Annotated in this window: 11 protein-coding genes; 2 read left to right on the top strand and 9 right to left on the bottom strand. The window is 41.9% G+C overall.

All coding sequences use genetic code 11. The annotated features are described in order from the left end of the window. Positions 1-16: 16 nt before the first annotated feature. From BWI44_RS09135 to leuS, 6 genes are all read right to left on the bottom strand, one after another. On the bottom strand, positions 17-1,504 hold the full coding sequence (locus BWI44_RS09135) for a glycoside 3-dehydrogenase (RefSeq protein ID WP_007661155.1): 1,488 nt from the start codon (positions 1,502-1,504) through the stop codon (positions 17-19). A gap of 64 nt (positions 1,505-1,568) precedes the next feature. Next, positions 1,569-2,648 carry a disaccharide 3-dehydrogenase gene (locus BWI44_RS09130; RefSeq protein ID WP_195208619.1) on the bottom strand — a complete coding sequence of 360 codons (1,080 nt, stop codon included), beginning with the start codon at positions 2,646-2,648 and terminating at the stop codon, positions 1,569-1,571. Between the two features lie 105 nt (positions 2,649-2,753). Further along, the gene (gene porZ, locus BWI44_RS09125) at positions 2,754-4,781 is read right to left on the bottom strand and encodes a type IX secretion system anionic LPS delivery protein PorZ (protein WP_195208618.1); all 2,028 of its coding nucleotides are present in this window, start codon (positions 4,779-4,781) and stop codon (positions 2,754-2,756) included. A 65-nt stretch (positions 4,782-4,846) separates the two neighbouring features. Next, positions 4,847-5,431, bottom strand: a complete 585-nt coding sequence (locus BWI44_RS09120; protein ID WP_118307839.1) for a non-canonical purine NTP diphosphatase — start codon at positions 5,429-5,431, stop codon at positions 4,847-4,849. 14 nt (positions 5,432-5,445) lie between these two features. Continuing rightward, entirely contained in the window at positions 5,446-6,348 is a 903-nt protein-coding gene (locus BWI44_RS09115) for a YitT family protein (RefSeq protein WP_007661161.1), read from the bottom strand. 115 nt (positions 6,349-6,463) lie between these two features. Then, entirely contained in the window at positions 6,464-9,301 is a 2,838-nt protein-coding gene (gene leuS, locus BWI44_RS09110) for a leucine--tRNA ligase (protein WP_195208617.1), read from the bottom strand. 655 nt (positions 9,302-9,956) lie between these two features. Here leuS and BWI44_RS09105 point away from each other — a divergent pair. Then, positions 9,957-10,835, top strand: a complete 879-nt coding sequence (locus BWI44_RS09105) for a DMT family transporter (protein ID WP_007661164.1) — start codon at positions 9,957-9,959, stop codon at positions 10,833-10,835. Positions 10,836-10,843: 8 nt separating this feature from the next. On the opposite strand, the gene BWI44_RS09100 is transcribed toward BWI44_RS09105, so the two are convergent. After that, a complete protein-coding gene (locus tag BWI44_RS09100) occupies positions 10,844-11,329 on the bottom strand; it encodes a DUF3836 domain-containing protein (protein ID WP_195208616.1) in 486 nt (161 codons plus the stop codon). Positions 11,330-11,727: 398 nt separating this feature from the next. Between BWI44_RS09100 and BWI44_RS09095 the strand changes: the two genes are divergently transcribed. Further along, a complete protein-coding gene (locus tag BWI44_RS09095) occupies positions 11,728-13,941 on the top strand; it encodes a sensor histidine kinase (RefSeq protein WP_286813007.1) in 2,214 nt (737 codons plus the stop codon). A 2-nt stretch (positions 13,942-13,943) separates the two neighbouring features. Here BWI44_RS09095 and BWI44_RS09090 read toward each other — a convergent pair whose 3' ends face one another. Further along, positions 13,944-14,489 carry a metalloprotease family protein gene (locus BWI44_RS09090; RefSeq protein ID WP_195208614.1) on the bottom strand — a complete coding sequence of 182 codons (546 nt, stop codon included), beginning with the start codon at positions 14,487-14,489 and terminating at the stop codon, positions 13,944-13,946. A 12-nt stretch (positions 14,490-14,501) separates the two neighbouring features. Then, positions 14,502-14,639 carry a hypothetical protein gene (locus tag BWI44_RS09085; protein ID WP_167507334.1) on the bottom strand — a complete coding sequence of 46 codons (138 nt, stop codon included), beginning with the start codon at positions 14,637-14,639 and terminating at the stop codon, positions 14,502-14,504. Positions 14,640-14,943: the final 304 nt, after the last annotated feature.

The following is a 14,943-nucleotide window of genomic DNA, read 5'->3' as shown; positions in this document are numbered from 1 at the left end:
AGTTTATGTTTGATTGTTATCTTGGCATATCGGGTAATTTCCAACCTTCGCGGTAGTTGTGCTTCACAAGTTCTTCGGCAAATGCTTTGGCATTGACAGGATCGGTCCATGTTTTGTCGAACGTAGGATGACCGTTGTGTATCTTGAAACCATCCTTGATGACTGTACGGATAGTTTCCTCGTCACCGATATTAGTAAAACGCATATTGGCACCGTCCCATTCCAATGTCTTATTTAAACCCTGTAGACGGATTGCTAATACACCCATAGCTACCATTTCGTTCATTGGGCCTGCTTCCGAGAAGTCAGATTTCGGCATTACACGGTTTGAAGCGCTTTCTTTGCAAGCACGTACCCAGTCCATTTCATGACCGCCATTCATAGCCTTCGGTACACGACGGCAGACTTTCGGTGCATTGGGTACACGACCTGAAAGCAACCATGGGTTTTGTCCATAGCAACCGCAAATTAGTGTGTCTTTGGTACCATGGAAGATGGTTAGACCACCACCACTTTGCATCAGTTGTTTTCCTTCGGGGAATCCTTTCGGACGTTCAGGCATCATGCCACCGTCGTACCAGTGAACTTCCACTTCGGGCATAGCCACTTTCGGCATATTTTCGCGTGCGGGGAAAGTCAGCTTCACATGCTGTGCTTGCGGAGCACAAGAATTGAGTAATAATGTAGACGAGCCTTCCACCTTAGTAGGATATTGTAACTTCAAAGCCCTAAACGGTTGGTGCAGGATGTGGCAGGCCATATCGCCCAAAGCACCTGTACCATAATCCCACCATCCGCGCCAGTTCCAAGGATGATAGATTTCGTTATAAGGATTCAATTTGGCAGGACCAGTAAATAAATCCCAGTTTAGTGTACGAGGAATACGGTCTTCCTTTTCAGGAACGTTCAGTCCTTGCGGCCAGATGGGGCGGTCGGTAGCGCATTCCACTTTTATTACATCGCCAATTTCACCGTTCCATATCCATTCGCATACTAAGTCAGTACCTTCATCTGAAGAGCCTTGGTTACCCATTTGGGTAACTACACCAGTGGAAGCGGCCAGACGAGTGAGTAGACGAGACTCATATACAGAGTGCGTCAGCGGTTTTTGGCAATATACGTGTTTACCCATTGTCATGGCATCGGCTGTAATGATGGCATGTGTATGGTCGGCAGTAGCAACGATCACTGCATCAATGGATTTTCCCATTTCATCGTACATTTTACGATAATCCCAATATTTCTTTGCATTGGGGAATTCGTCGAATACACCTTTTGCGTAGCGCCAATCTACGTCACAGAGGGCTACGATGTTTTCTGTATTCTTCACATGGTTGATGTTGGTGTGTCCCATTCCACCGATACCAACGGCAGCAATGTTCAATCGGTCACTAGGAGGTACGTGTCCGTGGCTACGACCTAAAATGGTACTTGGAGCAATTGTAAGTCCTGCCAAAGCTAAACCTCCGGTCTTAAGAAATTCTCTTCTTGTAAATTTTGACATGGTTTTTTAGATTTAAAAAATGGTTAATATTATGAATCTTAAAACAATCAATATTACCAATATGTCAGACTACAGTTCTTTTCGGACGAAGGAGTCCGTAGCCTTCTTTCATATACTTTCGGCGTTCCCTAATTTCTTCTAGTGTCTGTAAATCTCCGATAGCGGACAAGTCATTTCGGTGTGCATCTTCCAAGAATGTCCAACCATATTGGGATGCGATTGCAGAATCACGCATCTGCGGAAGCCGTGGGTCACGTTTTCCACTTTCAATAGAATTAGCCATAATGTCACAAAGCTTGTCTAGATTCTTCCCGCCAAATGGTTTTTCCAGACGAAGTGTACGGTTCACTCCGTGAAGTTCTACTACAGCAGTTTGGAAATCATGCGTCATGCGTACAATACCTTTTGTACCAATGATATCCGTATATGCGTTATGAGTTTGATTTTTGGAGAGTTGTCCGTAGACGAAACCTTGTGTAACATCAAATACAATTCCGTTTTGGAAAGTACCGTGGCACTGTACCCACCAGGGATCTTTATAGTTCCACATTCGTATACCTTGTGCATGCCAAGTTTTATATTCGCTATTGGCATACCAACGGGCAATGTCTATGTAGTGCATGCCGCAATCGTGGTAAGCAGGGCCTTCGTACTCGTGTCCTTCGCCTGGTGCCAGTCCTGGAGTCATGTGACAGATTCGTAGAATGGCTAGTTCACCTATTTCACCTTCTTCAATAAATTGTTTCATGATCTGATGATACCATGAGTTGCGCAAGTAAAGATTTACTGTGGAAAAAATATCACTTTTTTCCACTAGATCTACCACTTTCCATTCTTTATCGATGGTATCGGCAACGGGTTTTTCCGAAATAATGTGTTTTTTACTTTGAATAGCTTTCTCTATTTGATCTTTCCGTGAATCAGCTAACGTAAAGAGTCCTACGGCCTGTACGCTGTCATCATTGAATATTTCCTGTTCATCGGATATGATTTTGGATGTAGGTGAAAGAGTTCTTGCCAACTCTCGAGAAGCGGAATCTGTGTCGCAGATATATGCAATGTCCCACCGATTAGTCTTTTGCATGCTTTCCAAATACATCTGTCCCATTCGCCCGAACCCAATCAAACCAACTTTTATTTTCATGGTGTTTTTCTATATTTTATATTGGTTTGCTACAAAATTAGGACAATTCGTTATAGAAAGAAAAACAAAAATATAAAAAAATAAAAAATAAATTATAACTTTATGTTATTTGATAAATGCAATTTTCGTAACAATCCCCTCTTTTCCTTCACTGTCTGCGGCAAGTACCATATATATTCCTGTGGCCACTCTCCTACCCTGCTTATTTCTTCCATCCCAAGTGAATTGCCCTCCCAGGGAAGTACCTTGATAAATAAGATGTCCGGCAGTATCCACAATCTTCACATCACTGTCGTAAACCATTCCCGTAACAGTAATCACTCCGCTGTAGTCCGGACGTACCGGATTAGGATAAGCACGTACATTACTCTCTTTAAAGCTGTTTTCAGCCTTTGTAGCGTCACTTTGGTAAGAAACGATCCCCTTGCCTGTTCCGATGAAGACTTCGCCGGTACGGGGATGTATGGCAATAGATACGATGCTATTGGAAAGTAGCGGACTATTCTCTTCCGTAAAGTGATGAATCGTTTCCATTCCATCCGCACTTATCAGGTAAATTCCATTGGACGCCGTACCTATCCATTTTCTGTTGGCACCATCTATTGCAATGGCATTAATCGCTTCGTTCACCAATAAGAAATCAGCTAACCCACTGTCATCATTGCGCGGAACTTTAATCTGTGTACAATAGAAGTTATCATTGAAATAGCGGGAAGGATTGTTCAGTACCAAAGGACCTCTGTTAGTACCGATCCAGATGACTCCCTCTTTATCCTCGGCAATGCAATAAACCGCCAGCTGTTCTAAAAGGGCTCCGTCTTGATTCGTAAACCGGGTAATGAACCTGTGTTGGTCGTCCGAAGTATCTGCTATAGTGCCGTTATAATTCAAACAAAACAATCCTCCCGACTCTATACGCGAAGAAGTAGCCCACAGCCAACCTCTTTTATCAAAGATAGTCCGTCCGAAATTACTTGCTTTTACTATTTCCGGATAATGAAGACTTACCCAGTCACCATTTTTCATCAATACACTCACTGCATGTTGTGTCTCACAACTCACCATCCAAAGGTTATTTTCTTTGTCATAAATCAATCCGTTCACGCGTACATAACTATCTGCCCAAGGTTCATTAGGTACAGCACTTTCCAACGGACTGTTATGCATACTATACCAGTTTATGAACTTCCCATCTTTAAATTCGTAAATCCCTTCTCCTGCTGATGCTGCAAAATGATGAGCAATGTCTTTAGGATCTTGCACAATACAGTTTATGTCATCGTATCGATGTTTGGTTTGTTCACTGATGCCTTCTTCCTGAAAACTATTCCAGGTATTATTTTCAAAGGTCATAATGGTTCCGGGCCTGTCAAGTCTGTTGGCTATATGCCCTCCTCCGGTAATCAGCAATCGTTCTCCGGCAAAATTCATATAATACGGATAGTTTCGTACAGGACTATTCGGAGTAATGTTTTCAGGTACTTTTTCTTTGAAAGGAATATCGTGGTATTGCGAGAGGAATTCAGAGGTATCATCCGATACTTTCTTCCAGTTCTTAATATCCAGCAGATTTTCTGTCAATAACCCTGCAAACAACCCTTCGGAAGTAGCGGCATAAAGATGATTATCCGATACATTACATGCCAGAACGTTTTTATTCAGAGGATAGTAATTGCTGATTTCCCGCTTTTTCAGATTGATACAAAGAATACCCGACGCAGTGGATAAATACGTGTATTCCTTATAAAAACAAGCGTGGTTGACCGTCTTATCCTGTGTCATATTCTTGTTTTTATAATCGGGAAGGTTATAGATATCTTCCTCATTCACCAACAGGTCTATATTTGCATTGGAATAAATAATGACCAATGATTTATAGGCTGATTGGTAAGCAATATAAGATATTTCCGTATCGCTTAGCAGAAAAGATTTTGAATAAGTTCGTATGCTGGTATCTTCTTTATCATAAGCATATAAATCACCATTGGCAAGGATGAAGAGTTTACTTCCAATGACTTCACTGCGGGTAGGGTTATGATAAGAGAGGTAAGTTTGCCACTCTCCTATCGCATTTTGCGAATAGGCAGGCAGAAAATAGATTAAGCAGAGAAGAACTATATATTGAAATCTCATAAAATCAGAGTTATATTAGTTTGTAAGCAACACACTTACAAACTAATAACTCCATATTTTCGGGTTTATTGTATGCTATTAAGGAATTTGCAAAGTTTGTTTGTAGCTATGGCACGGTGGCTGATTTTGTTTTTAAGTTCGTTACCCATTTCTGCAAAAGTCTGTGTATACCCTTCGGGAACAAATATAGGATCATATCCGAAACCGGAGTTTCCTCTTCTGGTTTTGATGATTTCTCCTTTGATTACACCTTCGAACAAATGCTCTTTTCCGTCGATAATCAGTGCGAATGCAGTGCGGAATTGTGCTTTCCGGTTTTCTATTCCTTCCATGGCATGTAGCAGTTTCAGCATATTTGCTTCTGCATTATGTCCGTCTCCGGCATAGCGTGCCGAATAAACTCCCGGTTCTCCATTCAAAGCTTCTACTTCCAGACCGGTATCATCGGCAAAACAATCCATCTGGTAGTTTTCATAAATGTACTGTGCTTTCAGTAAAGCGTTTCCTTCCAAAGTATCGGCAGTTTCAGGTATGTCTGTATGGCAATGAATGTCTTTCAGATTGAGAAGTTCTATTCTTTTACCTAAAATAGCCGTTACTTCTTCCAATTTGTGTGCATTGTTTGTGGCAAATACGAATTTATGTTTCATATGTTGATTGGTTTTTATTTCACTTTCAACCGGTCGAAACCTTCTCCATAGACTCCGATAACAGAGCTTTGAGAGATAAATGCGTTCGGGTCAATGTCTTTCACCAAACGGAAAATATCAATTGACTGACGCTTATATGCTAATACAACGAGCACTTTTACATTGTGTTTACTGTACCATCCTATGCCGTCCAGAACGGTTACGCCACGGTGGGTCTCTTTCGTAATGCGATCGGCAATTTTTTCATACTCTTTGGAGAAGATAAAAAATTGCACGGACTGACGGGCACTGTTCACGATATAGTCTAATACGAAACCGATAACAAACAAAGTTACAAAACCAAATATCACGCGTCTCCAGTCATGGAATACGAAGTAACAGGAACTGATAATAATCACATCGCAAAGCATCACCATACGTCCCAGTGTGACGTCTTTATACTTATGTATAATGGCGGCGATAATATCCGTTCCGCCCGTACTTCCGTTGCAATTGAATACGACTCCAAGACCTGCACCGCACATCACGGCACCTATCATACAAGCCATGAAGTCCTGTCCCGGTCCCAGTATAAGTGGTGGTGTATTGTCTGGACCATTTACAAGCATTTGGAAAAACCATAAAAAGAATGTCAGCCCGAAGATGGCAAACGTAGTTTTAATACTGAATTTAGGACCCAGTATTTTAATGGCAAATGTCATTAAGACAGCATTGATGATGAAGTATGACCATTGGATAGGAAACCCCGTGGCGTAATAGATAATTGCACCGATACCCGTAGTTCCTCCTGTCGTTATCTGATAAGGAATCAGAAACAACGCCCATCCCAAGGCATAACTGATAAGACCGACAGTGATGAAGATATAGTCCCGTAACTCTCTCATCATTTCGGCTTTGGTTGGTTTTGTAATTTGCATATTAATCAGTTACAAGATATTAGCTACGAGCTATAAGTTACGAGCTACAAGGGAGTGAGTCAAGTTGCCTTTTCCTTCTCTACTTGTAGCTTGTACCCCGTAGTTCGTAACTTATTTATTTAATAACAATGTTTACGATCTTCTTCGGAACGACAATTACCTTCACTACTGATTTGCCTTCCATCCATTTAGCCGAACGTTCATCTGCCAATACGGTGCTTTGAATGACTTCTGATGTTTCGTCAGCAGGGAATTCCATATTGAAGCGTGCCTTACCATTGAAAGATATGGTGTAGTTGATTGTATCTTCCACCAGGTATTCTTCGTTGTAAGCAGGCCAGTTGGCATCGCAAACTGAGTCTTCATGACCCAGTGTATCCCACAACTCTTCACATACGTGCGGAGCGAAAGGAGCCAATACGATAACCAGTTGATTCAATATCTCTTTCTTGCTGCATTTCAGGCTGAATAACTCGTTTACACAAATCATGAAAGCACTGACGGAAGTATTGTAAGAGAACTGTTCAATATCACTCGTTACTTTCTTAATCAGTTTATGCAAAGATTTCAGTTCTTCCTTGGTTGCAGGTTCATCCATCACTATATAACTACCGTTACGGTCGTAGAACAGTGACCAGAATTTCTTGATGAAACGGTACACACCATCGATACCATTCGTATCCCAAGGCTTGGATTGCTCTACCGGACCGAGGAACATCTCGTACATACGCAATGTATCCGCACCGTATTTCTCAACAATCATATCGGGATTAACTACGTTGAACATGGATTTACTCATCTTCTCCACAGCCCAGCCGCAGATGTATTTACCATCTTCCAGGATAAACTCAGCGTTGGCAAATTCAGGACGCCATGCTTTGAAAGCTTCAAGATCCAGAATATCATTGGATACGATATTTACATCCACATGGAGTGGGGTAGTGTCGTACTGATCCTTCAGATTCAGAGAAACGAACTTATTGCTATCTTTGATACGGTAAACGAAGTTGCTACGTCCCTGTATCATACCTTGATTAACCAACTTCTGGAACGGTTCTTCTACGATAGACACTCCTACATCGTACAGGAATTTATTCCAGAAACGTGAATAAATCAAGTGTCCCGTAGCATGTTCCGTACCGCCTACATAGAGGTCGACGCTTCTCCAGTATTCATCTATTTTCTTATCAACCAATGCTTTATTGTTATGCGGGTCCATATAGCGCAGATAGTAAGCGCTGGAACCTGCAAAGCCCGGCATAGTATTCAGTTCAAGAGGGAATACGGTGACGTTATCTATCTTTTCATTCTCTACCACACATTTGTTTACGGTGTCCCAAGCCCATTTGGTAGCATGTCCCAACGGTGGTTCTCCGGTTTCGGTAGGAAGGAATTTGGCAACTTCCGGCAATTCGAGTGGCAAACTGCTTTCGTCGATCATATAAGGCATTCCATCCTTGTAGTAAACCGGGAACGGTTCGCCCCAGTAGCGCTGGCGGGAGAAGATAGCGTCACGAAGACGATAATTCACTTTTACGCGTCCCAGATTATGTTCTTTTACGTAGTTCTTGGTCTTTTCGATAGCTTCTTTGATGGTCAGTCCGTTCAATGTAAGATCACAGTAAGGAGTTACATCAGGTCTCGGAGAGTTGCAAACGATACCTTCTTTAGCATCAAAGCTCTCTTCGCTGACATCACAACCTTCTACCAACGGACGGATCTCCAATCCGAAATGTTTGGCGAAAGCGTAGTCACGGCTATCGTGTGCAGGTACAGCCATGATGGCACCTGTACCATAACCGGCAAGTACATAGTCGCTAATCCAGATGGGCACTGCCTCACCTGTGAAAGGATTAATGGCATAACTTCCGGAGAATACACCCGTCACGCTGCGGTCTGTAATACGATCACGCTCGGTACGTTTCTTGGTGCGTTCTAGATAAGCGTTAACTTCATCCTTTTGTTCAGGAGTAGTCAACTGAGCTACCAATTCGCTTTCCGGCGCCAACACCATGAAAGTAACACCGAACATCGTATCTGCGCGAGTGGTGAAGATGGTAAATTCCAGATCGCTGTCTTTTACTTTGAATTGTACTTCGGCACCTTCGCTGCGACCGATCCAGTTTCTTTGAGTTTCTTTCAGAGAATCTGTCCATTCGATGGTATCCAGTCCGTCCAGCAAGCGTTGTGAATAGGCGGAAACGCGAAGACACCATTGACGCATCTTCTTCTGAACTACGGGGAAACCTCCACGTTCGGATACACCGTCTATCACTTCATCGTTGGCCAGAACCGTACCCAATTGGGCACACCAGTTTACCATCGTTTCACCCAGATAGGCGATGCGATAGTTCATCAGGATTTCCTGTTTCTCTTTCTCGCTCTTGGCTTTCCATTCTTCGGCAGTGAAGCTGAGTTCTTCGCCACAAGCCACATTCATACCGTTGGTACCTACTTGCTCGAAAGCCTGTATCAGTTCTTCGATAGGGCGGGCCTGCTTTTCATCATTGCAATAATAGCTGTTGAACATCTTCTGGAATGCCCATTGCGTCCAATGATAATATTCCGGTTCGCACGTACGTATTTCGCGGCTCCAGTCGAAACAGAAACCTATCTTATCCAACTGCTCACGGTAACGGTCGATATTGTTGATCGTAGTAATTGCAGGATGTTGTCCCGTTTGTATAGCATATTGTTCGGCGGGAAGTCCGTAAGCATCATATCCCATGGGATTTAGTACATTGAAGCCCTGCAGTCGTTTGTAACGGGCATAAATGTCCGAAGCAATGTATCCCAGCGGGTGTCCTACGTGTAGGCCCGCACCGGAGGGGTAGGGGAACATGTTTAGTACATAGTACTTCTGCTTCGTCTCATCTTCCTTCACTTGGTAGGTTTTCTCTTCCACCCACCTTTTCTGCCACTTCTTTTCAATCTCCCTGAAATTGTACTCCATAATGGTTTTCTTTCGTTATTTTATGGTTGATACTTAGTTATATACTTTATTAAACGGTGCAAATTTACAGGTTTATTTTCAGATTCATAGCTTAGTACAACAAAAAAGTATATGTCCGGGCCGTACCTGGGATACACTTGCTCCGTACTAAAGCCATACTTTCTCCATGTAGAGGTACTTTTGGCCGAAGAATGTACGGAGCAAGTACGGTTCGGATACGTTTCAGACAGGTAGCGGAACATTTGAAAATATATATTTTTTCCTGTTTAATGATAAAGTTGCAGAAAAGGTAGAAAAAATATAAATAAATACTTGACAAAGTAATTTTTATTGCAGATATTTGTGAAGTGCTTATTAAAACTAATTCAAGTAATGTAATACAAAAAATGGCTAAGTTAATTCAATAGGATTTTACACAAAAGTGTTTTTAGGATATTTCAAGGGATGAAGTCTGAGAAGATTACATCCCTTTTTGTTTATTTTTCTGCCAGATTGCTAAAAAGCACTCTAATCATGTTGTTAATAAACGTGGGTAAAGTTTTTAAAAAACGTCACCCTTATTTATTAAAAACGTTTCCGGTGTCTATTAAATCCCTTGTTTTATTGTACAAAAAGTAGAAATAGTATATCTTTGCCTCCAATTTATCGGGAACGTATGAATGAGAAGAAAAATTACACCTATCATCTGATAGCTATCTTCACCGTAGGAGTGTGGGGATTAACTTTTATCTCCACCAAAGTTTTAATAGCCAATGGACTTTCTCCGAAAGAAATCTTTCTGCTTCGTTTTCTGATTGCTTATATTGGTATCTGGTTTATATCTCCCCGCAAGCTGTTTGCAAATAACTGGAAAGATGAACTTTGGTTGTTATTGGGTGGTATTACAGGCGGTTCTGTCTATTTTCTGACGGAGAATATGGCTTTAGGCATTACATTGGCTACCAATGTGGCGTTTATTGTTTGTACGGCTCCGTTGCTCACCACTATCTTTTCACTGATGATTTATAAGAAGGAAAAGGCTACCCGTACTTTGATAGGCGGTTCACTGATGGCATTGGTGGGAGTGGCAATGGTGGTTTATAATGGTAGTTTTGTTTTGAAAATCTCTCCGTTGGGCGATTTTCTTACTTTGCTTGCCGCTCTTTCCTGGGCATTTTATAGTTTGATAATGAAGAAGATGACAGGGAGGTATAATACAATCTTCATTACCCGCAAGATATTCTTTTATGGGATATTGACCATACTTCCTGTTTTTCTGTTCCAGCCTTGGCAGGCAGATCTTTCTTTGCTTATGGAGCCTTCTGTCCTGTTGAACCTGTTATTCTTGGGCGTGCTTGCTTCATTGGTTTGCTTTGCGGTATGGAATGTGGTGCTGAAAAATCTCGGTACGGTGCGTGCTTCCAATTATATTTATCTCAATCCGTTGTTCACTTTGGTAGGATCGGCTGTCCTGTTGGATGAACATCTGACAATCATTGCGCTGATTGGTGCAGGCTGCATTATGGGTGGAGTGTATATAGCAGGAAGGAAATAATCAACGGATCATTTTTCAGCAAACAACATAATTTCTTCCGCTTGCGTGCTGTGTTCTGCCGTCAGGTTCCAGGAATTATCTTTCTTGTTCCATTTATAGCTTTGGTAACTTGTACCCATTGCGTTTATCTGGTAAACAGCTTTGGCTTTTACATCGGCATAAGCGTTCGTTTTGCTGTTCCATGCTACATATTCCACGTTTATATCCGTTCCGTCATAAGAGAAATTCAGGCAATATTGCTTTTCGAAACGTTGGTTTTCCTTATTCCATTTCAATACCTCTTTGGCTGATACTCGTCCTTCGGCATTGTACGCATAGTTATACTGCAAATGATTATGCAGATACTTCCGGTTCTCTACTTTAAATACGGTTTCCGTCTTTACGAGACCTTCGTTCATTTCCGTGTTATAGGCGAAATCCTTTACATTGTTCCCGCTTACTGCGTTTACTACTGATGTCAATGCGAATACTACTGATACTACTAAAGCTTTCATAATGATTTTATTTTTTAAGTTATACATTTTTGTTTCTTTCGATGTTGCAAAGATAGGGCAAGGGTGCGGGATGGAATGTTATCGCAATGTTATCATTAGGTTAACACAGAAATTCCGGTGATTGTATTAACTGCAAATATGGCTTTGTATCTTACCAAATCCGTACCCGGGGGAAGGTGCTGAAATGATAGGATAATAGGCTTTTTTCATAATTTATCAGATGTTTCTTTTTCAAAAAGAAAGTATTTTGTATTTTTATCTTTTCCGGAAAGAAAGAAATTAAATAAACTGTCTTTATGAAGAGGAAGAAATAAATGCGGGTGAATATACAATTCGTGTTCTTCCTGTATGGAAATGGATGCTGAAAACAGTATCTTTGTCCCCAAAATAATGATAAGATGAAGCTCCGTTCCCTTTACATCCTTTCTATTGTTGGACTGTTTCTCGTTGTAGTGATACAATTGGGAGGGATGATGTATGCCTATGACAGTTATAAGAAAGAAGCCAAACGTACACTGGACGAATGTTTCCGGCAGGCTTTTATAGAGACGGTAGATAATCAAATCAACAACTTGCCCTTTCCCGACTATACTATTCCTTTCTATTCGTACATACCTAAAGATGAGAATAGACCTATGGATAATGAAGTTTTTCTGGGATATCAACAGGCCGCTTCTTTCCTGCAAGATGTTTATCAGGTGACGATACCTCTGGATGAGATGGAAAGGACGTTGGAAAAGAAACTGAAATGGAAGAATATAGACCGGACCGTGTGGATTGATGCGGCTGAAGACCATAGCCAGTATTCTGCCTACAGGCGTTTCAAGACAGTGGTCTCCGATACTGCATGGCTGAATGAAAAGAAAGGGGAAGCTATAGAAGCGGCTATTATCGCCCCTTTCCTTCCGCTTGTAAAAGATGTATTCTTCTTGTTTCTTCCTACTTTGTTGCTGACCGCTTTTCTTATTTATAGTTGGGCGCAACAGATGAAGTATATCATCAGCCAACGGCGGGGCATTGAAGAACAACGTTCTGCCTTCTATACTTTGGCGGAGAAAATGAGACAGCCGATAGGCGAAGTGCGTAGCCGGATTTCCGGACAACGGTGGGAAGAGATAGAAACATCGGGTAAGCATATTCTGGATATGACGGAAGAAACACTCTCCGCTGCCAAAGAAGAAGAATGGAAAAGGCAGGCACGTAAGCAGCACTCTTTCAAGATATTCTTTATAATCAGTCTGCTGGCAAGCTGTTTGTTGATGGTGGCCTGGTTCGTTTATTTGTATCGTACGGCTGCCCGTGAGACGGTTTATCAGGTGAATGACTGTTTTGAGGCTGCTTTTTATGATGAAGTGATGTATAGCCGTTATCCTTTGTTCCGCTCGCAACCCGGAGAAAACAGAGAATCCGAAGAACGGATAAAAAGAAGCGAGTCGCCTTTTGCCGAAGAGCAAAGAGAATATTTAAAAGGAAAAGAGGCAGAGTATACTATAAATATATTGTATGTGGTGCATACGCACAATACGATTGATCAAAATTACCGTCTTCGTGCAGCTTTGATTATGCAGAAACACTTGGAAGGAGTAGAGATGAATTTCCAGTATCTGGATTCTGCCTTTGCCGGATATCTCAGCCGGTTGGGAATGAAATCACGCAGTGGAATCCGTCAGTTCCGCTATCCTTCGGACAGTACGGTTGCACAGGTAGGATATACTTCTGTGAAGTACGGTGACTATACTTCCCGGTTTATACCGTTGAAGGAAGACAGTACGCTTTGCGTGCAGGGAGTTGTGAAGAACCCTTATCGTTATGTGGCGACTTCTATCTGGTATCTTTTGTTGCCCCTATGGATTACATTCCTGGTGATGCTCGATTGTATCTTCGGTCAGGTGAAAGTGCTTCGGATGCAACATCGCCTGGAGCAGTTTCAGAAAGACTTTACTTACGCTATGATTCATGATATGAAGTCTCCGTTGAACTCCATACTGATGGCGGCACATGTGCTGGCAGGGGGGAAACTGGAGGATAAGCCCGAAAAAGAAGAGAAATACCGACGGGTGATAATGGAAGAAAGCGAGCATCTACTGGCTTTATCGAACAGGGTATTGATGCTGACACAATTGGACGAAGGGCATTTGAAGCTGCATAAGGAAGAAGTCGCCTTGCGCCCCTTGCTTGATGATCTGATAGCGAAGATTTCTTTGAAATCTAATAAAAAAGTGGAATTCAATACGGTTTATCATCGTTGTGAGACGGTCTATGCGGATGCTTTCTGCCTGCGTGAAGTGCTGGGAAACTTATTGGACAATGCGATCAAGTATTCTCGTGAAGAGGTGAAAATAGATATAATCTGTGAGTCGGAGAGGGGAATCTGCAAAATTAAAGTATGCGATAACGGGTTGGGTATCTCCTTGAAAGACCAGTCGCGTATCTTCAATCGCTTTGAACGCTCTGCGGCGGCAGCACGCAGTAGTAAAGGGGGAGCCACAGGCTTTGGCTTAGGTTTGAACTATGTGCAGCAAGTGATGCTGGCACATGAAGGCAGGGTAGAAGTGGAGAGTGAAGAAGGGCGTTTCAGTGAGTTTACTCTTTATTTTCCGGCACGATCCTGACATTACCATATATGGAATCGCAACTCCTGTGAACAGTCGTTGATGAATGCATCTTTGCCGAATGAACGCAGTTTCCAGAGGATGCAGATGTCGTCTATGCTACCGATAAGTAAGAATGTTCCGAATAATGTGAAATAATAGCTCCCTGTTGCCATGCCGTACAAAAGCGGAAGGATGCCTAACAACAGAATAGGTAAGAAGCAGGTTGTGCGATATTGCCACATTCTGATGGGTTCGTTGCAGTGGCAGAAGCGTATGCCTCCCTTATGCTTTACGAAAGAGATAGACCGGAAACCTTTGGGCGAAAAGATTCCGAAGAATAGTGCATGAAGCAATAGATTTACTCCAAAGCCTGCCAGAGCGCACGACCAGAATATCAGCAATGATACATGAGCCATATTTTCTCCGTGTATCCATCGGAACAGGAGCAATATAGGTACTGTAAAGAGGATTGCAGCCAGTATTCCATACTTGTTGATCTTATTTCCCGAAACCATGATTTCAGTTCCTTTCTTGCTTTGTACAATTGAGATATCCGCTTTCATCATCTGTTCTTTTTATTAATTGAAGAATATATTTGCAATGGCGTGTTTGAGTCCTGTGTATGCAGGATTGACTGTGGCCATTAATACGTAAGCTGCCAAAACTATTGCAATACCTTTTGCAAATTCGATTCCTATTTTCTGAAATTTCTTCATGGCTTGTTTATTATTTAAGTGATACATTGGGGTTATTTCGATGTTGCAAAGGTAAGGCGGTGAGCAGAGAAGGAATGTTATCGCAATGTTATCTTTAGGTTAACGATTATAAGTCGGCATGCAAGTTTAGTAAGGTATAAAGAGCTAATAAAACTTGCTGGCTGTATAAATCCTTTCTGACGGGATATGAACATACTTTCCCCTCCTGATTCGCATGAATAATATAAGTTTCAGAGGTTAAGCCGCCGCATTGCCACTTTTATCTCTTTTTGTTGCGACGGTTAAGTAAAATTGTAGTAGGTAC

Origin of the sequence: Bacteroides sp. Phil13 (genome assembly GCF_001940965.1) — a bacterium.
In the GTDB taxonomy this organism is placed as follows: Bacteria; Bacteroidota; Bacteroidia; order Bacteroidales; family Bacteroidaceae; genus Bacteroides; species Bacteroides intestinalis.
Note: the sequence above shows the minus strand (reverse complement) of the source record. Positions and strands in the feature narration are given on the sequence as shown.